20 protein-coding genes are annotated in these 19,137 nt (G+C 64.0%); 2 read left to right on the forward strand and 18 right to left on the reverse strand.

Annotated elements, in window-relative coordinates; genetic code table 11:
* Nucleotides 1–8: 8 nt before the first annotated feature.
* The 3 genes from argF to PP1Y_RS26550 all read right to left on the reverse strand — a co-directional run bounded on the left by argF (nucleotide 9) and on the right by PP1Y_RS26550 (nucleotide 3,030).
* On the reverse strand, nucleotides 9–935 hold the full coding sequence (argF, locus tag PP1Y_RS23705; protein WP_013834436.1) for an ornithine carbamoyltransferase: 927 nt from the start codon (nucleotides 933–935) through the stop codon (nucleotides 9–11).
* Entirely contained in the window at nucleotides 935–2,125 is a 1,191-nt protein-coding gene (locus tag PP1Y_RS23710; protein WP_013834437.1) for an aspartate aminotransferase family protein, read from the reverse strand. Before PP1Y_RS23710 ends, argF begins: the two co-directional genes overlap by 1 nt.
* Nucleotides 2,126–2,265: 140 nt before the next feature.
* Nucleotides 2,266–3,030 carry a cold-shock protein gene (locus PP1Y_RS26550; RefSeq protein WP_041559516.1) on the reverse strand — a complete coding sequence of 255 codons (765 nt, stop codon included), beginning with the start codon at nucleotides 3,028–3,030 and terminating at the stop codon, nucleotides 2,266–2,268.
* A gap of 300 nt (nucleotides 3,031–3,330) precedes the next feature.
* On the opposite strand from PP1Y_RS26550, the gene PP1Y_RS23720 reads away from it, so the two are divergent.
* Complete coding sequence (locus PP1Y_RS23720) at nucleotides 3,331–3,759, forward strand: TIGR01244 family sulfur transferase (protein ID WP_013834439.1); 429 nt, start codon at nucleotides 3,331–3,333, stop codon at nucleotides 3,757–3,759.
* Nucleotides 3,760–3,780: 21 nt separating this feature from the next.
* Here the strand turns inward: PP1Y_RS23720 and PP1Y_RS23725 are convergent, their stop codons facing one another.
* From PP1Y_RS23725 to hisN, 14 genes are all read right to left on the reverse strand, one after another.
* A complete protein-coding gene (locus PP1Y_RS23725) occupies nucleotides 3,781–4,119 on the reverse strand; it encodes a P-II family nitrogen regulator (RefSeq protein ID WP_007012850.1) in 339 nt (112 codons plus the stop codon).
* A 223-nt stretch (nucleotides 4,120–4,342) separates the two neighbouring features.
* On the reverse strand, nucleotides 4,343–5,665 hold the full coding sequence (locus tag PP1Y_RS23730) for an ammonium transporter (protein WP_013834440.1): 1,323 nt from the start codon (nucleotides 5,663–5,665) through the stop codon (nucleotides 4,343–4,345).
* Nucleotides 5,666–5,694: 29 nt separating this feature from the next.
* The gene (locus tag PP1Y_RS23735) at nucleotides 5,695–6,033 is read right to left on the reverse strand and encodes a P-II family nitrogen regulator (RefSeq protein ID WP_007012848.1); all 339 of its coding nucleotides are present in this window, start codon (nucleotides 6,031–6,033) and stop codon (nucleotides 5,695–5,697) included.
* A 151-nt stretch (nucleotides 6,034–6,184) separates the two neighbouring features.
* Nucleotides 6,185–6,889: an endonuclease/exonuclease/phosphatase family protein gene (locus PP1Y_RS23740; protein ID WP_013834441.1), complete on the reverse strand. Its 705-nt coding sequence runs from the start codon at nucleotides 6,887–6,889 to the stop codon at nucleotides 6,185–6,187.
* Nucleotides 6,890–7,021: 132 nt separating this feature from the next.
* Entirely contained in the window at nucleotides 7,022–8,560 is a 1,539-nt protein-coding gene (locus PP1Y_RS23745; RefSeq protein ID WP_007012846.1) for a peptide chain release factor 3, read from the reverse strand.
* A 47-nt stretch (nucleotides 8,561–8,607) separates the two neighbouring features.
* Nucleotides 8,608–9,357, reverse strand: a complete 750-nt coding sequence (locus tag PP1Y_RS23750; RefSeq protein ID WP_013834442.1) for an SDR family NAD(P)-dependent oxidoreductase — start codon at nucleotides 9,355–9,357, stop codon at nucleotides 8,608–8,610.
* An 11-nt stretch (nucleotides 9,358–9,368) separates the two neighbouring features.
* Nucleotides 9,369–10,259 carry an aldose 1-epimerase family protein gene (locus PP1Y_RS23755; protein ID WP_086000024.1) on the reverse strand — a complete coding sequence of 297 codons (891 nt, stop codon included), beginning with the start codon at nucleotides 10,257–10,259 and terminating at the stop codon, nucleotides 9,369–9,371.
* 23 nt (nucleotides 10,260–10,282) lie between these two features.
* Entirely contained in the window at nucleotides 10,283–12,697 is a 2,415-nt protein-coding gene (pheT, locus tag PP1Y_RS23760; protein ID WP_013834444.1) for a phenylalanine--tRNA ligase subunit beta, read from the reverse strand.
* A 17-nt stretch (nucleotides 12,698–12,714) separates the two neighbouring features.
* The gene (gene pheS, locus PP1Y_RS23765; protein WP_013834445.1) at nucleotides 12,715–13,812 is read right to left on the reverse strand and encodes a phenylalanine--tRNA ligase subunit alpha; all 1,098 of its coding nucleotides are present in this window, start codon (nucleotides 13,810–13,812) and stop codon (nucleotides 12,715–12,717) included.
* Nucleotides 13,813–13,918: 106 nt separating this feature from the next.
* Nucleotides 13,919–14,788 carry a helix-turn-helix domain-containing protein gene (locus PP1Y_RS23770; RefSeq protein ID WP_232512551.1) on the reverse strand — a complete coding sequence of 290 codons (870 nt, stop codon included), beginning with the start codon at nucleotides 14,786–14,788 and terminating at the stop codon, nucleotides 13,919–13,921.
* A 121-nt stretch (nucleotides 14,789–14,909) separates the two neighbouring features.
* Nucleotides 14,910–15,320 carry a 50S ribosomal protein L20 gene (gene rplT / locus PP1Y_RS23775; RefSeq protein ID WP_013834447.1) on the reverse strand — a complete coding sequence of 137 codons (411 nt, stop codon included), beginning with the start codon at nucleotides 15,318–15,320 and terminating at the stop codon, nucleotides 14,910–14,912.
* Between the two features lie 13 nt (nucleotides 15,321–15,333).
* Nucleotides 15,334–15,537 (reverse strand): 50S ribosomal protein L35, encoded by a 204-nt coding sequence (rpmI, locus tag PP1Y_RS23780; protein ID WP_007012839.1) that lies wholly within the window; start codon nucleotides 15,535–15,537, stop codon nucleotides 15,334–15,336.
* A 165-nt stretch (nucleotides 15,538–15,702) separates the two neighbouring features.
* Nucleotides 15,703–16,080, reverse strand: a complete 378-nt coding sequence (locus PP1Y_RS23785; protein ID WP_232512552.1) for a gamma-glutamylcyclotransferase family protein — start codon at nucleotides 16,078–16,080, stop codon at nucleotides 15,703–15,705.
* Nucleotides 16,081–16,156: 76 nt separating this feature from the next.
* Complete coding sequence (gene hisN / locus PP1Y_RS23790; RefSeq protein WP_013834448.1) at nucleotides 16,157–16,939, reverse strand: histidinol-phosphatase; 783 nt, start codon at nucleotides 16,937–16,939, stop codon at nucleotides 16,157–16,159.
* Between the two features lie 173 nt (nucleotides 16,940–17,112).
* Here hisN and PP1Y_RS23795 point away from each other — a divergent pair, with 173 nt between their 5' ends.
* Nucleotides 17,113–18,057, forward strand: coding sequence for a helix-turn-helix domain-containing protein (locus PP1Y_RS23795; RefSeq protein ID WP_013834449.1), 945 nt, complete (start codon nucleotides 17,113–17,115; stop codon nucleotides 18,055–18,057).
* A gap of 60 nt (nucleotides 18,058–18,117) precedes the next feature.
* On the opposite strand, the gene PP1Y_RS23800 is transcribed toward PP1Y_RS23795, so the two are convergent.
* Entirely contained in the window at nucleotides 18,118–19,053 is a 936-nt protein-coding gene (locus PP1Y_RS23800) for a ribose-phosphate pyrophosphokinase (RefSeq protein ID WP_007012835.1), read from the reverse strand.
* Nucleotides 19,054–19,137 lie beyond the last annotated feature (84 nt).

The following is a 19,137-nucleotide window of genomic DNA, read 5'->3' on the forward strand; positions in this document are numbered from 1 at the left end:
GTCCTCGCTCACAGCTTGCCCAGTGCCCACAACAGGACCGACTTCTGAGCATGAAGGCGGTTCTCCGCCTCATCCCAAACGGCAGACTGCGGTCCGTCGATCACTTCGTTGGTCACTTCCTCCTCGCGGTGCGCGGGCAGGCAGTGCAGGAACATCGCACGAGGATCCGCCTGCGCCATGAGCGCGGTGTTGACCTGATAGGGCTGCATCGCCGCAACGTGCTTCTCCCCGCCCGGCTGGCCCATCGACACCCAGGTATCGGTTACGACGACTTGCGCACCCTTGACCGCTTCGGTCGGGTCCTGGGTGAGAATCACCTCTCCACCGGCAGCGCGCGCCTGCTCGATGAAGCCGGCGTTCGGCTCGTAGCCGGCAGGCCCGCCGATACGCACGGTGAACTTCATCTGCCCCGCCGCCTCGATCAGCGAATTGGCGACATTGTTGCCGTCCCCGAGCCACGCGACCTGAAGACCGGGCAGCGCGAACCCGCGTTCGACGACGGTCAGCAGGTCCGCGACGATCTGGCACGGGTGCGACAGGTCGGTCAGGCCGTTGATCACCGGAACCTCGGCATAATGCGCCAGCTCCTCGATCTTGGCGTGATCGTCGGTACGGATCATGATCGCGTCGACCATGCGGCTGAGCACGCGTGCGGTGTCGGCCACAGTCTCGCCGCGGCCGAGTTGCGTGCTTCCTGCCTCCATGATGAGCGCGCTGCCGCCAAGCTGGCGCATCGCCATGTCGAAGGATACGCGGGTACGGGTCGAATTCTTCTCGAAGATCATCGCCAGAACGTGGCCTGCCAAGGGCCCGTCCGCATCGACGCGAGCCTTGGGCCAATCCTTGCGCGCCGCCTTGCGATCGATCGCATCGTTCAGCATCGCGGCGAGCGTGTCACCGCCTGCATCCGACAGGCTCAGGAAATGCCGGGTCATCAGGATACCTCTTCGGGATTGTAGCTGGCCGCTGCGGCGGACAGCTTTTCCATGAATTCGTCGATGTGGCTGTCATCGATCACGAGCGGCGGCAGCACGCGCACCACGTTGTCGCCGGCCGAAACTGCCAGCACCTGCTGATTGTCGCGCATGTGCGCCACGAAGGGACGTGGCTCGACCTTCATCTTGAGCCCGATGAACAGGCCGCGACCACGAACCAATTCGAAGAGATCCGGATAGTTGCCGATGAACTGTTCGAGACGCGCCTTCAGTCGCTCACCCGTCGCGCGCACGCCTTCAAGGAACTCATCGTCGGCGATCACGTCGAGCACTGCACCAATCGCGGCCATTGCGAAAGGGTTGCCGCCGTAGGTCGAACCGTGTGTTCCTGCGACCATGCCGCGGGCAGCCTTTTCGGTGGCAAGGCAGGCGCCAACCGGGAAGCCGCCGCCGATGCCCTTGGCCGTCGCCATGATGTCCGGCTCGATACCGTACTGTTCGTAGGCATAGAGCGTGCCCGAACGGCCCACACCGCTCTGCACTTCGTCGAGTACGAGCATGAGGTCATGTTCGTCGCAAAGCTGACGCAGGCCCTGCAGGAAAGCCTCGTCGGCGATGCGGATGCCGCCTTCGCCCTGTATCGGCTCTACCAGGAATCCGGCCGTGTTCGGCCCGATCGCGGCTTTTGCGGCTTCAAGATCGTTAAAATCGACGTACTTGAAGCCGGGCAGGAGGGGCAGAAAACCCTTGTGCATCTTTTCCTGGCTGGACGCGCTGATCGTCGCCATCGTGCGGCCGTGGAAGGCATTGTTGAAGGTGATGAGTTCATATTTCCCATCGTTGCCGACCGACTGGTGATAGGCACGCGCCGTCTTTATCGCGCATTCGACCGCCTCGGCGCCCGAATTGGTGAAGAACACCGTATCGGCGAAGGTCAGGTCCACCAGCCGCTGCGCAATGGCTTCGCCCTGGGGGCTGCCATAGAGGTTCGAGACATGCATCAGCGTCTCTGCCTGCTTCTGCAGCGCTCCGATCAGGCCCTTGTGCGAATGACCGAGGGCATTGACCGCGATGCCGCTGGCGAAATCGAGGAATCGCCGACCATCTTCGCTGATCAGATGGCAGTGTTCGCCGCGAACGGGCCGAACTCCGCACCGGGGGTATACGGGCATCAGCGGGGTGATCGACATGTCGGTAATCCTCGAAACGGAACAATGAGACGAAATGGTGAATCGCAAACGACAAATGGCGGCCCTATCCGGACCGCCATCTGCGCGCTTTTATGCTGTTGCAATGCCCCGGTCAAACGACCGGGATCAAAGCAGGCTGATCAACCCTGAAGCGGCGACAGGTTGACCGCCGAGTACTTGCCTCGTCGATCGACCTCAATGTCGAACTCCACGCGATCGCCCTCGTTCAGGGCACTGAGGCCCGAACGTTCGACAGCGCTGATGTGAACGAAAGCATCGGGCTGCCCATCGTCACGAGTGATGAAGCCGAAACCCTTCATCGAGTTGAAGAACTTCACTGTGCCGGTGGCCTTCTCGCCGGTAAGCTGACGTTGCGGCGCAACTTCACGCTTCTGGACGGGAATGACGTCACCGACGACCACGAGGTCGCTGGCCGAAACCTTACCGCCACGATCGACGAGCTGGAATTCCAGCTGCTGTCCCTCGGCCAGGCCTTCAAGACCCGCGCGTTCGACCGCGCTGATGTGTACGAACACATCGTCGCCGCCTTCATCCCGCTGGATGAAGCCGAAGCCCTTTGCCGAGTTGAAAAACTTTACGACGCCGCGGCCCTGTCCAACGACTTGGGCCGGCATGCCACCGCCGCGAGGAGCGCCACCGCCGCCACCGCCGCCGAAGCCGCGACCACCGCCGCCGCCACCGAAGCCGCCGCGCTGGCCACCGCCACCACGGTCGTCGCCGCCGCCGCCGAAGCGATCACCGCCTCCGCCGAAACGGTCGCCACCACCGAAGCGATCACCGCCTCCAAATCGATCCTGTCCGGCGAAGAACGGATCGAAATCGTCCTCTCCAAACCGATCCCGCTTGTCGCGTCCCCTTCCGCGACGACCTCTGTCAAAACCCATCTTTACGAACGTACCTTCGATGCGCCCCACAAGCATTCACTCGGACGCGTGGACGATCCGCGCCGAACGTCAGAAAACTTACCGGACATGCGCCCGGATCTTTTCTGCGGTCACGGTTCATACACTAGTCTCAAGCCCATGGCGAACAGAATTACGTACCTTTTTCGTTGAACTGCGCGGAATTGGACCATCCGGATCGTCGATTTGGCTTGCCAGTTGCTTCAAGAGCGCCTCTTGATCGCGCCGCCCTGAAGGTGCCATGCGTCTTCGCCGAGGCCGCCAATTCGGAGAAACACGATCATGTTCCGCCAGATTACCGACACCGTTTTTGCCAGCCCGCAGATTGGCCTCGACGCCATTGCGACCGCAAAAGAGATGGGAATCGTGCGGATTATCAACAATCGCCCCGAAGGTGAGAGCGACGATCAAACCTCGGGAGCGGAGATCGAAGCTGCCGCGAAAGCCGCCGGAATGGACTATGTCTCGATCCCCGTAACGCACGCCGGTTTCAGCGAAGCCCAGGTCGACGCGATGTACGATGCGCTGGAGAATGCGGGCGGCCCGGTGCTGGCCTATTGCCGTTCGGGAACCCGTTCGACCCTGCTCTGGGCCCTCGCGCGGGCAAAGGCAGGCGACAATCCGACCGTGATTGCCTCCAAGGCGGCGGCCGCAGGCTATGACGTATCCCCGATTCGCCAGCTGATTGAAATGCTCGCTGCGCAGAGCTGAACCGGCCGACCGGGCGCGCGATCAGAGCGCCAGTTCGCCCTGCTCTCCGGTCCGGATGCGCCGGGCATCGGCAAGCTCGTAAACGAAGATCTTGCCGTCGCCGATCTCGTCATTGCACGCGGTGCGGCGAATGACTTCCACGATCGATTCGGCAAGGCCGTCCGGAACCGCGATCTCGAGCTTGATCTTGGGCAACATGGCCGAGGTATATTCCGCGCCGCGGTAAACCTCGGTCTGCCCTCTCTGGCGCCCGAAACCGCTGACCTCGGAAACCGTCATGCCGGAAATCCCGGCCGATCCGAGTGCGTCCTTCACTTCCGTGAACTTGAAGGGTTTGATGATAGCCGTGATGTATTTCATCGCGCACCCCGCCCGCTAGCGCGTTTGTTCCGGCCCGTGCCGAAACCGCGATGCAGCATCCCACATTGCAGCCGCGAAACATAGGAAAATGGCGAGAGCATGAAAAATGGGCCGGAGCGGCTGGCTCCGGCCCTTACAGTTTGTGTTCGCAGGAGGAACACCGTTAGGCGGCGACGGATGGGAGGAGAGGAGGAAGTACCCGCCGCCGCCAAACTCTAGGAACTTAGTTGTAGGCGCGCTCGCCGTGCTCGCCGATGTCGAGGCCTTCCTGCTCGACTTCGGGAGTGACGCGCAGGCCGGTGATCAGCTTGGCGATGAAGATCGCGATGACGGTGCCGACGGCGGCCCATGCGATCGAGACGAGAACCGCCTGGATCTGGATCCACACCTGGGCGCCCATCGCGGTCGAACCGTCGCCCGGTCCGCCAAGGCCCGGCTGATAGACAAAGCCCGTGCCGATGGCGCCGACGATGCCGCCGATGCCGTGGACGCCGAAAGCGTCGAGCGAGTCATCGTAGCCGAGGGCCGGCTTCACCTTCGAAACCATGATGAAGCAGATGATCGAAGCGATGGCGCCAAGCACGATCGCGCCGAACGGGCCCGAGTTGCCAGCCGCCGGGGTGACGGCGACGAGGCCGGCGACGATGCCCGAGCAGAAACCCAGTGCCGAACCCTTGTGACCCGAGAAACGCTCGGCAAGCATCCAGAACAGGCCGGCCGAAGCGGTGGCGACGAAAGTGTTGATCATGGCGAGACCGGCGGTACCGTCAGCCTCGAGTTCGGAACCGGCGTTGAAGCCGAACCAACCCACCCACAGCAGGCCGGTGCCGACCATGGTCAGCGTCAGCGAGTGCGGCGGCATCGGTTCGCTCGGGTAGCCCTTGCGCTTGCCGAGGATCAGCGCGGCAACGAGAGCCGAGACACCGGCGTTGATGTGAACGACCGTACCACCGGCGAAGTCGAGAGCGCCCATCTCGAAGAGAAGGCCGCCGCCCGCCCACACCATGTGCGCGATCGGGAAATAGACGATGGTGAGCCACACAGCGGTGAAAGCCATCACTGCCGAGAACTTCATGCGCTCAACCGTAGCGCCCAGGACGAGGGCGGCGGTGATCGCGGCGAAGGTCATCTGGAAGCAGATGAAGACGTATTCGCTGATCACTTCATCAGAGAACGTGGCGGCCGTGCTGTCCGGCGTGGTCTTCGCCAGGAACGCGTTGCCCCAGCTGAAGAAGGCGTTGCCTTCGGGGCCGAAAGCGGTCGAGTAACCATAGACCACCCAGATGATCATGGCGAGCGCAGCCGCCGCGCCGATCTGGGTCATGGTCGAAAGCATGTTCTTCGAGCGGGTCAGGCCGCCGTAGAACAGGGCAAGGCCGGGCAGGATCATGAGCAGGACCAGGACGGTCGAGGTCATCATCCAGGCATTGTTACCGGGATTGGGCACCGGAGCGGCCGCAGCGGCGGCTTCCTGGGCCCAGGCGGGCATGGCAGCGAACATGGACGCACCGAGTACGCCAGCGCCGCAAATCATCTTGCGGATCATCGTGGATTCCCTCCTGTCGGAAGCGCCTGTCAAAGCGCGGTGTCGCCGGATTCGCCGGTGCGGATGCGCACAGCCGCAGCAAGGTCGAGGACAAAGATCTTGCCGTCGCCGATTGCTTCGGTGCTTGCTACCTGCTGGATCGTTTCCACGATCTTGGCGGCCAGATCGTCGGTCGCGGCGACCTCGATCTTCACCTTCGGCAACATGTTGGTCGAATACTCGGCCCCACGATAGATTTCCGTCTGGCCCTTCTGGCGCCCGAATCCCTTCACTTCGGACACGGTCATGCCTGCGACACCGATCGCACCCAGCGCTTCTCGAACTTCGTCGAGTTTGAAGGGCTTGATGATGGCTATGATGAACTTCATGCCTATCCCCTGTCTGCCACCGGCCCAGCGCCGGCTGCAGACATGATAAGCAAGCAGCGTGCCAATTTACGGAATGGCAAGATTCAAGGCGGACTCGAACGCGCCTGCCTCAAGTCAGGCACAGGTCAACGCCCGATTCCTGAGCAGTTGCCTATTTTTTAGGCAACTCTAGCGAGGCATGGACGGGCAAGTGGTCCGAACCGACCGCCGAAAGCGGACTGTGATGGACCTTCGCTTCGTGCACTTGCCATTGTCGCGACACGATAATGCGATCCAATCGGGCAATCGGCCTGCGTGCAGGGAAGCTTTGCCCTGGTGCCAGGACCCGCCAACTCGCGTCGAATTCGCGAAAACAGCCGCCGTGGACGGCCCATTCGTTGAGATCGCCCATCAAGACCGTGGGGCAATCGTGATCGCACTCGGCCACGTGGGTGAGGACGCTGCGGACCTGGTGACGCCGGCGCAGCCCTGAAAGGTCGAGATGCATCCCCACGACCCGGAACCGCTGCCCTTCCACCATGAGATCGGCCCGCACCGCCCCGCGCGGCTCCAGGACCGGCAAGGGTACGGGCGCCGCTTCGACAATGTCTATGCCCTTGCGCACGAGGATCGCGTTCCCGTGCCAGCCCAGACTGTCGGGTTTCATCGACATCGGGACCGGACGATAATCCGTTGCATCGTGGATCGCGTCGAGGGGCAGCGCCGTCATCCGCCTGCCGAAGCGGCGGTCGACTTCCTGCAGAGCCACGATATCGGCATCGACTTCGCGCAGGATCCGCAGGATGCGCTCATGGTCGCGCCGGCGGTCGAGACCGACCGCCTTGTGGATGTTGTAGCTGGCGAACCTGATCTTCACGCGCGAAACCGCTCCTGCCGGCCCCGACCGGGCCGCCCTTGCAGCAGAGTATCTCCGACGATCCGGAGCTGCCAAGGTCTGTACAGGATCAATCCGCGAGAGAGGGGCAGAGTTCCCTGCTCAGCGGCCGGATCAACGCTCCTTGGTGGCGCTGAAGGTCAGATCGGGATTGCGTTCCTGCTGGTAGCTGACGTCCCAGGCGGACTTGGCCATAAACACCGGATCGCCGTCGCGGTCCTTGGCGAGGTTCATCTTGTTGAAATCCGCAAAGTCCCGGAGCGCCTTGTCGTCGCCCTTGATCCAGCGCGCCGTATCGAAGGGCGAAGCCTCGAGCACCGCCTCGACCTTGTACTCGGCCTCCAGCCGCGAGATCAGCACGTCGAGCTGGAGCTGGCCGACGACGCCAACGATCCACTGCGAGCCGATCTCCGGATAGAAGACCTGGATCACGCCCTCTTCGGACAGGTCGTCGAGCGCCTTGCGCAGCTGCTTGGTCTTGGTCGGATCCCTGAGCGCGACGCGCCGCAGGATTTCCGGCGCGAAGTTGGGCAGGCCGGTGAAACGGATCTGGTTCTTCTCGGACAGGGTATCGCCGACGCGCAAGGTGCCGTGGTTGGGGATTCCGATGATATCGCCGGGCTCGGCGCTGTCCGCGATCTCGCGGTCCTGCGCGAAGAAGAGGATCGGCGAATGCACCGCGATCGGCTTGCCCAGCCCCGACGGCGTCAGCTTCATCCCGCGCTTGAAGGTGCCCGAGACCAGCCGCATGAAGGCGATGCGGTCGCGGTGCATCGGGTCCATGTTGGCCTGGACCTTGAAGATGAAGCCAGTGACTTCCTTGTGCTCGGGATCGACCGGCCCTGCCTCGGTCGGCTGCGGGCGCGGCGGCGGCGCGAAGTTGGCGATCGCCTCGATCAGTTCGACCACGCCGAAGTTCTTGAGCGCGGAACCGAAGAACACCGGAGTCAGGTCGCCCCCGCGATAGGCCTCGATGTCGAACTCGGGATAGCCGGCCTGGGCCAGCTCGATTTCCTCCGCGACTTCCTCGGGCAGTTCGACGTTTTCGTCGACCTTGCCGAGGAATTCCTTGCTGCCGCCTTCCGGACGGCTGACCTTGCCGCTCTTGAGATCGAGAATACCCTGGAAGAGGCCACCCATGCCGACCGGCCACGACATCGGGCAGACATCGAGCGCAAGCATGTCGGCCACTTCGTCGAGCAGGTCGAAACAGGCCCGGCCTTCGCGGTCGACCTTGTTGACGAAAGTGATGATCGGCACCGACCGCAGACGACAGACCTCGAACAGCTTGCGGGTCTGCGGCTCGATGCCCTTGGCCGCGTCGATGACCATGATCGCCGAATCGACCGCGGTGAGCGTGCGGTAGGTGTCCTCGGAGAAGTCCTCGTGGCCCGGCGTGTCGAGCAGGTTGAACGTGATCGTGTTGCCATCGGCATCGGTACGCTCGAAAGTCATGACCGAGCTGGTCACCGAGATGCCGCGCTGCTGTTCGATCTTCATCCAGTCCGAGCGCGCGCGGCGCGCTTGGCCGCGCGCCTTGACCTGTCCGGCAAGGTGAATCGCCCCGCCCTGAAGCAGGAGCTTCTCGGTCAGGGTCGTCTTGCCCGCGTCAGGATGCGAGATAATGGCGAAGGTGCGGCGCGATGCAGTCATGGGCGCGCCTTTAGTGGCGCGCGCGCCTTACCGCAACTTTCGCGCGCCTATCCTTCGCGGGCAACCTGGAAACCGGCGAAGGACTGGTTGACCGGCATGAGCTCAAGAGCATTGATATTGACGTGCGGCGGCTGGCTGGCGACCCACAGCACGACATCGGCGATATCCGCCCCCGTCAACGGGTTCACGCCGGCATAGAGGCGGTCGGAGGCCTCCCTGTCGCCGCCGGTGCGGATGACGGTAAACTCGGTCTCGACCATGCCCGGCTCGATCGAGGTCACGCGCACACCGGTGCCCGACAGGTCCGAGCGCAGGCCCAGCGAGAACTGGCGCACGAAGGCCTTGGTTCCGCCATAGACGTTGCCCCCGGTGTAGGGGTAGGTCGCCGCAACCGAGGAAAGGTTCACGATCACCGCCTTGCGTTCGATCAGCGCCGGCAAGAGCTTGTGGGTGAGCGAGACCAGCGACGTCACGTTGGTCTCGATCATCGTCTTCCATTCGGCGAGATCGGACTTTTGCGCCGGCTGGGTGCCGAGCGCGAGCCCGGCATTGTTCACGAGGCAGTCGATCTGCGCAAAATCTTCGGGAAGCGCGGCCAATGCAGCGTCGCGGGCTGCTTCATCGCGCACGTCGAATACGCAAGGATGGACCTTGTCCGCCCCCAGCTCGCTTGCCAGAGCCTCGAGCCGCTCCGCCCGGCGGCCGGTAGCCACCACGCGCCAACCCGCTTTCACGAAAGCGCGGGCACAGGCTTCGCCGATACCGGACGTGGCACCGGTGACGAGAACGGTCTTCATATTGATCTCCTTCAATCGGCCGTCAGGACGGTCACGTCCATGCGGAACGAACGGCTGGCGCCGGGTTCGAGTTCGACGATCCCCGGCTTGCTGCGGAACTCTCCGGCGAATCCCACCGGATCGGCATGGCCCTGCCAGGGCTCGATGCACAAGTAGCGTGCGCCGGGTTTCTGCCAGATGCCCAGCATCGGCGTATCGGGAAAGGCGATGGCAAGCTGCGAGCCGCCGGGCGTCCCGAAAGTCAGCGAACGGCTCGTCGGCGCGTCCCAGATCATCGCATCCGGCTCGAACAGCGCGGCATCGAGCTCCAGATGATGCCCCTCGACCGGGGATTCGAAGACTTCGGAAAGCAGCAGGCCGCTGGGCGGATCGATTCGCCGGATCGGCTGCGGCTCGGGCTCGGCGAAGGCAATGACGTGATCGGCCTTTTCCGACCCGCCGGGCAGCGGCCAGGCAAAGGCTGGATGATAGCCGAAGCTGAAAGGCAACTGCGCTTCGCCGGTGTTGCGGACCGTCGCCGTCATGTGCAGCGTCATGCCCTCCAGGCGGAACTCCACCTCCAGCGCGAAGGCGAAGGGATAGACCGCGCGCGTCGCCTCACTGTCCGTCAGCCGAAAGCAGGCGCGGCACTCTTCTGCTGCGATTGTTTCGAACAGGGAATTGCGGGCAAAGCCGTGCTTGGGCAGTGCGTATTCCTGCCCCTCGAGCAGGTACCTGTCACCATTGAGCGCGCCGACGATGGGGAACAGCAGCGGAGCATGGCCGCCCCAGAACGCCGGATCGGCATCGGTCATGAACTCGCGCCCGAGGGCATCGGTCAGCGACCACAACTCGGCCCCGAAAGGGTTGATCCGGGCAGTCAGATCGCCGGAACCGATAGTCAGCAATTCCACTTCCGGCACCGGCGATCTCCTGTCCGTGTCTGTCAGCCGCGAAGAACGGCCCCGAGCTTGGCGGCCGCGGCGGTCACCTTGTCGGCAATCGCCTTGAGGTCTTCTTCCTTGTAGCTCTTCTCCTGCGGCTGGAGCGTTACTTCAAGGGCCAGCGACTTCTGTCCCTCGGGAACGCCCGTGCCGCGGAAATCGTCGAAGAGCCGGGCCGAGACGATGTTGGCCTTGTCCGCACCCTGCACCAGCCGCACGAGATCGCCCGCGGGCGTTTCGGCCGGCACGAGGAAGGCGAAGTCGCGCGTGATCGCCTGGAGCGCAGGCGGCGCATACTTGATGCGGGCGAAACTGGCCGCGCCCTTCTTCGCCGGGATGGCGTCGAGATAGATCTCAGCCAGGGCCACCGGCCCGTCGATGTCGAACTGCTTCGCCACCCCGGGATGGATCATGCCGAACCGGGCCAGCACGTTCTTGGGCCCAAGCCGCAGCGTGGCCGATTGGCCGGGATGGAACTGCGGCCCGGCCTCACCCATGACCTGGAGCTTGTCGGCAGGGGCACCTGCTTCGGCAAGCAGGGCCAGCACTTCGCCCTTGGCGTCGAAGGCGTCGAAGGCAGTCGCCTTGCCCGATGCCCAGCCGCGCGGCGTCTTCTCGCCTGCAAGCACCACGCCGAGGGTCAGGCGCTCGTCGCTCATGCCCGCCTTGCCGCGCAGATAGCGGCGGCCAATCTCGAACAGGCGCAGACTGGCGGCGCCGCGGTCCAGATTGCGGCGAGCGGCGGAAAGCAGGCCCGGCAGCAGCGAAGGGCGCATGACTTTCATGTCCTCGCTGATCGGGTTGGACAAGGTCCAAAGGGGGCCCTCGCCATCGGCAAAGGCTGCCGCTTCCGCTTCGGGAAGGAACGACCAGGTCACCGCCTCATGCATCCCGCGCGCTGCGGCAGCGCGGCGAACGCGGCGTTCGAGCTTCTGCATGGCCGTGGCGGTCGGCAGGGCGACACCGTCGGCACGCGGCAGGGCCACGCTCTCCACCTTGTCGAGCCCGTGAATGCGCACCACTTCCTCGACGATGTCGGGCGCGCCGTCGATATCCGGACGCCAGCCCGGGACAGTCACGGCCCAGGCCTTGTCGAAATTCGCTTCCTCGACGACCACCGAGAAGCCCAGCGCCTCGAGGATTCGCTGCTGCTCCTCCGGCTTCACCACAACGCCGCCGAGCTGCTCGGTCAGGCCGGGCTCGAAATGGACGATCCTGGGCGTAGCCGGCGCCGCACCGGCGCGAACCACGTGCGAAGCCTCACCGCCGCAGATCATCTGGATCAACGTCGTCAGGTAATCGAGACCTGTATCGAGGAACTGCGGATCGATGCCGCGCTCGAAGCGGCTGCGCGCATCCGAGGTGAGATTGAGCTTGCGCCCCGTCTTGGCGATGCGGACCGGATCGAAATAGGCGATCTCGAGCAGGACGTCGGTCGTCTCGTCCGAACAGCCCGAATGCTCGCCGCCCATGATGCCAGCAATGTCATGCACGCCGCTGTCGTCGGCGATCACGGTCATCTCGCCATCGAGCGTGTAGCTCTTCTCGTTCAGCGCAACGACGGTCTCTCCATCGCGGGCGCGGCGGGCGACCACGGGACCGGAAAGCCTGGCCAGATCGTAGGCATGGGCCGGGCGGCCGTGGCCAAGCATGAGATAATTGGTGATGTCGACCAGCGCCGAAATCGGACGCTGACCTGCCGAGAGCAGCTGGTCCTGCAGCCACTGCGGTGACGGGCCGTTCTTCACGCCCTTGATGACGCGGCCGTAGAAGGCCGGACAGCCTTCCGGATCGTCGGTGCGGATCTCGACCGGGCACGGGAACGTGCCTTCGACAGGCTCTACCTTCATCGGCTTGAGCGTGCCGAGACCGGCCGCGGCCAGATCGCGGGCAATGCCGAAGAGGCCCATGCAGTCGGGCCGGTTGGGCGTGATCGCCACTTCGATGATCGGGCTGGCGCCGTGATAGGCGGCGAAATCGGTGCCGACCGGCGCATCTTCGGGCAGTTCGATGATGCCGTCGTGGTCATCGCCCAGCTCCAGCTCGCGCGTGGAGCACATCATGCCGTTCGATTCGACGCCGCGCACCGCGGCAACCTTGAGCACCATGCCGTTGGCCGGAACCGTCGCGCCGGGCAGGCCCAGTACGCCGACGAGGCCGGCCCGCGCATTGGGCGCACCGCAGACCACCTGAAGCGGATCGCCGTCTCCGGTATCGACCGTGAGCACCTGCAGCTTGTCGGCATCGGGATGACGCGCAGCGGTCAGGACCCTGGCGACGCGGAAGCCAGCGAGCCTGGCGGCCGGGTCTTCGATGGCTTCGACTTCAAGGCCGATGGCATTGAGCGTTGCCGCCACTTCCTCGACGGTCGCTTCGGTTTCGATGTAGCGCTTGAGCCAGGCGAGCGAGAATTTCATGTGTTCTTTCCTTCCGCTCAGGCCGGCGTACCGACGCCGCCCGAGAGGGTCGGCACGTCGAGGGCGGAGAATCCGTAGTGAGAGAGCCAGCGAACGTCGCCATCGAAGAAGGCACGCAAGTCATCCATGCCATATTTCAGCATGGCGAGGCGATCGACGCCGGTGCCGAAGGCAAAGCCCTGCCATTCGTCGGGATCGAGCCCACCGGCCTCGATGACGCGGCGATTGACCATGCCCGAACCGAGCACTTCCATCCAGGCGTGCCCCGGCGCATCGCCCGATCCGCCCACGACGCGGCGGCCGCCTTCGTAGGCATAGCCCACGTCGACTTCGACCGAAGGCTCGGTGAAGGGGAAGTAGCTGGGACGCAGGCGCAGGACGATGTCGTCACGCTCGAAGAAGGCCTTGAGGAAAGTTTCGAGCGTCCACTTGAGGTGTCCCAGGTGAATGCCCTTGTCGATCACGAGGCCTTCGATCTGGTGGAACATGGGCGTATGGGTGGCATCGCTGTCCGAGCGATAGACACGGCCCGGCGCGATCACCCGCAGCGGCGCACCTTGCGCGATCATCGAACGGATCTGCACCGGCGAAGTATGCGTGCGCAGCAGCATCTCGAGCCCGTCCTCGTTGTGATCGGGGAAATAGAAAGTGTCGTGCATCGCACGCGCCGGATGGCTCTCGGGCATGTTGAGCGCGGTGAAGTTGTGCCAGTCGTCCTCGATTTCGGGGCCAGTGGCAACGGCAAAGCCCATGTCGGCGAAGACTTCGGCCAGTTCGTCCATGACCTGCGAAACCGGGTGCACCGATCCGCGCGGCTGGTCGGGCGCGGGCAGCGAGAGATCGATGGTCTCCGAAGCGAGGCGGACGTCGAGGGCGGCGGTTTCGAGCGCTTCCTTGCGCGAGGTCAACGCCTCGGTCACGCTTTCGCGCAAGCCGTGGATCTTGGGACCTTCGGTCTTGCGTTCATCCGGGCTCATCTTGCCCAGGGTCTTGAGCAGGCCGGAAATCGAGCCCTGCTTGCCCAGAAACTCGACGCGCAGCGCCTCCAGCGTATCGAGATCGGATGCCCCCGCTATCCGCGAGAGCGCCTCCTGGCCGGTTGCTGCGTAGTCCACGTGTCGTCTGCCTGCTGCGTTGCTGGTATCGAGCCGCGGTCCTTAGGCAGGTCAGCCGCGAATCGCAACGAAAGAGCAGGATAACGGGGCGCGAAGGCGCAATTCTTCACAAGTCGGGCTTGATCCCGTGCCAGCTCGCACCTTCCTTCAACTCGCGTGCGACTTCGCGGGCATAGCGCGTGCGTTCACGGATGACCGGCTCGACGACCGGCTTGGACAATTGCCCGTATTCCGAGGGGGTCATGCCCATGAATTCCCGGAAGTCGCGCACGAACTGCGCCTGGTCATGATAGGCCGCGTCCATTGCCCCCATCCACCTCAGGGTCGGGTCGACGGTGAAGTCGGTAAGGCTGCGCAGGAAACGCTGCCGGCGCAGCAAGGTCTTGGGGGAGAAGCCGAAGGCCCGTTGGCACAGGCGCTCCAGCGTGCGGCGGCTGACGCCCGACCGCTCGACCAGCTCCGGCACCGTATCGATCTCCGGATCATACAGCGCCTCATAGACTTCGGCGATGCTGCGGGCAGAAGGGTCGCGAAGCGGCTCGAGCCCGTCGAAAAAGCCGGTGAGGCGGTCAAGTTCGCCTTGCCTGTCCGGCTCGGGACCGAACAGTGTTTCGGCCAGGGGCCTGAACTTTGCGAATGCGGGATCGGTCATGCCATCGGCCAGCCGATTGGCATATTCGTGCGCGGGTGCCCCGACCAGCAGGGCCCAGCCAAGCGGATGAAGCAGGACACCCCACTGGCGAATGGTCCCCGTCCGCAGGTACGCCTCCTGCGTGCGCGGCCCGGAGACGGAGAAAGTCGCCTTGCCCAGGGCCTGGCCGCCGCGCGTGGCGCCGCCGACCAGCGGCACGTGATTGAAGCGCAGGGTGGCCCAGTCAGGGAACATGAAATCTTCGATGAAGCCGTCCCCTTCGACTTCGATCTCGATGAGGAACACACCCGCGAAATAGCGCTGCAACCTCGGAGAGGTACTCATGTATTCCGCAGTTACCTTGCAGGACGGGGGCATCCTTTCAAGCTCCTCGCTGAACCGGCAAACCTAAAGCAAAGATGTCAACACGCAAGAAAATGGGCGCGGATTCATGCATCCACGCCCATTATCCAAATCTCGGTCCGGGCCAATGGCCCGGGTGGAAAGCGATTTCCGAGCAGGCCGGAAGCGCTTCCTTCGCCTGCTTGATCACCGCCGAGAAAACCGAGCCCTCGTTCATGGCGAGGTCGGCCATCGACTTGCGGTCGAGTTCGATACCGGCGAGCTTGGCGCCGTGAATGAACTGCGAGTAGGTCAGGCCTTCGGCGCGGACGGCAGCGTTGATACGCTGGATCCAGAGCGTGCGGAAAGTCCGCTTCTTAACCTTGCGGTCGCGATAGGCGTACTGGCCGGCCTTTTCGACGGCCTGGCGAGCGACGCGGATCGTATTCTTGCGGCGACCGCGGTAGCCCTTGGCCTGGTCCAGAATACGCTTGTGCTTGGCGCGGGTGGTAACACCCCTCTTGATACGGCTCATCGGTCAGTACTCCTCAGTTGAGCCCGTAGGGCGCCCACTTCTTGATCGTCTTGGCATCGGCGTCGGAAATGACCTCGGTGCCGCGATTCTGGCGGATGTACTTGCCGTTATGGCTGATCAGGCGGTGACGCTTGCCGGCAACGCCGTGCTTCACCTTTCCGGTGGCGGTGAGCTTGAAGCGCTTCTTGACGCCGCTCTTCGTCTTCAACTTGGGCATTTTCGACTCCTTTTCAGGGACACGTCGCACCAGCCGTGGCAGCCCTTCATGGCCAGACCAGCACGCCGAATCCCCGTCGCGGAGATTCGACCGTGTCGATTGAAGGTCGCGCCCTTAGTGGGAAGATCGCGGCAAGGCAAGCGCGAAGACGCCGCCGAGTGGTGCTCAGGCCCCGCCACGCAACGTGGTGAAGGCACTCAACCGGCTTTCCTCCAACCACGCAAGGTAATCGCCGCCAGCTATCGGGCGGGCATGAACAGGAAGCGATATCCGCCAGAGATAGACCTGTGCCGCGACCCGCGCGCCATTGCCGAGACGCACCGGCAGTGCGGCGCGGCGGTACTCGGCGCCTTCATAGCGGTCGAGCAGCGAAAGTTCACCGGGCGCAAGTTCGAGCTCACACAAGGTACCGCGCACGCGCTGCGCCGAGGCAGCCGGGACCAGCGCGGGAAACCAGCCGTTGCTGCCGCGGATCGCATGGATCTGTCCCGGGAGGCTCGCTACTGCGCTGGCATGGCAGCGCGCGGCGATCCACGCGCCCATTCGGGTTCCCGCTTGGGGTTGAAGCGTGCCGTAAACGAAGAGCCTCAGCCGCGTCACTTTCGCGCGCCGCAACCGATCAGTGATGGCAGGCCATGGCCTCGACCACGTCTTCCAGCCGCGCCGGATCGCCAATGGCCAGGACATGGCCTTCGGACTGCGCATGGAGCGGTTCACCGTTCCAGTCGCACATCGTTCCGCCCGCACCTTCGACCACAGGCACAAGTGCAGCCCAGTCGTGCAGCTTGAGTCCGGCCTCGCAGACGAGATCGATCTGCCCAGAGGCAAGAAGGCCGTAGTTGTAGCAGTCACCACCCATCATCATGCGCTTGTGATCGGTACGGGCGGCCAGCGCCATGAAGTGCTCGCCCTGGTGGTCATCGAAGTACTGGGGGCCGGTCGTGGCAAGCATGGCATCGGAAAGTTCCCGGCACGGACGCGTGCGCACCTCGCGACCGTTGAAAGTCGTCGCCAGCCCGCTTGCACCGACCCAGCGTTCGCGCAGGATCGGCTGGTCGATCACCCCGAGAACAGGCCAGCCGTCGACCAACAGCGCGATCAGGGTGCCAAAGATCGGGCGCCCCGCGATAAACGAGACTGTGCCATCAATCGGGTCGAGCACCCAGGTCCGGCCCGAGGACCCGGCTTCGGTGCCGAATTCCTCGCCGACGATCTCGTCGCGTGGCACTTCCGCCTTGAGGATCCGGCGCATGGCCTCTTCGGCGGCGCGGTCGGCCACCGTAACCGGCGAGGCATCGGCCTTGCGCTCGGCATCGAGCCTGGAGCGGAAATGCGGACGGATGGCATCTCCGGCGGCATCTGCCAGCCGCAGGGCAAGGGCGAGGTCCTGATCGATCTTCATGGACATCCTGTGCCCGCAGCTTTCCGGACTGGTCAAGCGACAATGTCTTAACTTCAGCACCTGTAAGAAAATTGCAGGTCGGTTAGAAGGAATGTATAGATTTCCTCCATTGCGGGACTTGGAGCAGCATCGTATTTCATGGTTAAGGGGTTTTAACTTAACGAAAGAGGGGCATGCATCGCAAGAAACGTCCGGCCGTGGATACATCCATAGCGCCGGAACAGGGGGTGACCAGCGGAGGCCAGCCCCTTTCCTATAACCGAGCTCCCGCGCCGGACCTGGCTCCGTGGGTGGGTCGTCTCTATGTGACAAAAGTTACCGCTCCCGAGGACTATCAGTTGTCCTGCGGGCTGTTCAACGACACCGCTTGCGTGCGAATCCAACTTGCCGGCGACTGGAAGGCGGTGACGGCTACCGGCCCCGAACAATACGGCAAGGCCGCACTGTTCTTCGGCCCTCAGTCCCGGCGCATGCCCGTCACGGTGACCGGCAGCTTCACGAGCGTCGGCCTGATCCTGCGCCCGGGCGCCTGCCTCACGCTGCAGGGCCTTCACGTCCGCGAGTTCGTGGACCGCCTGGTCCTTACCGACGAGGTCAAAACGCCCTCGGCCAAGATCCTCTCCCGCATCGACCCCGACGGGAGCCCTGAAGACTGGCTGCAGCAACTGGAAGAGATGGTCCGGCAACGGATCGAGCAGATCGATGCGAAGCAGCCCGACCCTATCATTTCCCGATTCGAGGAACTGGCGTTCAGCAACCCCAACATCGCAGTCGCGCAGGCAGCGCGCGATTGCGGTGTCGAGCGCCGCAAGCTTGAACGCATGGTCAGCCGCGACTTCGGCATGTCACCCAAGCAAGTGCTGCGGCGCGCCCGCGCGCTCGACATGGCCAGCCATTTGCGCGGGGTGGCGGACCGGAACGAAGGCGACGAGATCGCGCTGCGCTATTACGACGAGAGCCACCTCATCCACGAGTTCACCGAACTGTTCGGAATGTCGCCCCGCCAGTTCCAGAGCACGCCGCAGCCGATCCTGACCCTGGCGCTGGAATCGCGACAGGCTCGCAGGCTGGAAGCGCTAAAGCGGCTCCAACCCGGAGAAGACAGGCCCTGGGCCTGACCGGACTGCGCCGCTTCCGCAGCGCCAGCCCTTCATCATGCGATCACAAGCGGATCGGCCTCAGTCGAAGAGGCTGGAAACCGAGCTTTCATCGGCGATACGGCGAATCGCCTCACCGATGAGCGGGGCGATGGTCAGGATGCGGATGCGATCCGATTCGCGCGCTGCATCGGTAGCCTGGATCGAATCGGTGATTACCAGTTCCTTGAGCGCCGAATTGTTCACGCGCGAAACCGCCGCGCCCGAAAGCACGCCGTGGGTAATGTAGGCCGTCACGCTGACCGCGCCCTCGTCCATCAGCGCCTGCGCCGCATTGCACAGAGTGCCGCCCGAATCGATGATGTCGTCGATCAGGATGCAGGCGCGGCCCTTGACGTCGCCGATGATGTTCATGACTTCCGACTGGCCCGGCCGATCGCGGCGCTTGTCGACGATGGCCAGCGGCGCATTGTCGAGACGCTTGGCCAGCGCGCGGGCGCGAACCACGCCGCCGACGTCGGGCGAGACCACCATAAGCGACTGGTCGCCGTAGCGGGCCTGGATGTCGGCCGCCATGACCGGCGCTGCGAAGAGGTTGTCGGTCGGGATATCGAAGAAGCCCTGGATCTGCCCGGCGTGCAGGTCGACCGAGAGAACGCGGTCGGCCCCGGCCTCGGTGATCAGATTGGCAACGAGCTTCGCCGAGATCGGCGTGCGAGGTCCCGGCTTACGGTCCTGGCGGGCATAGCCGAAGTAGGGAACGACCGCGGTAATCCGCTTGGCCGAAGCACGGCGCAGCGCATCGATGCCGATCAGCAGTTCCATCAGGTTGTCGTTAGCCGGAAAGCTCGTCGGCTGGACGACGAAGACGTCTTCGCCGCGCACGTTCTCATGGATTTCGACGAAGATTTCCTCGTCGGCGAAACGCCGGACGCTGGCATCGGTTAGCGGCAACTCCAGATAGCCCGCGATAGCGCGTGCAAGCGGAAGGTTGCTGTTGCCGGACATGATCTTCATCGCGAATCCCCGAGACGGCCGATAGTTTTTGGGCTGATGGCGCAGGCCTCTAGCCATGCGTCATGCGATTGCAATAGAGCGCGG

It is taken from the genome of Novosphingobium sp. PP1Y, from assembly GCF_000253255.1.
Taxonomy (GTDB): Bacteria; Pseudomonadota; Alphaproteobacteria; order Sphingomonadales; family Sphingomonadaceae; genus Novosphingobium.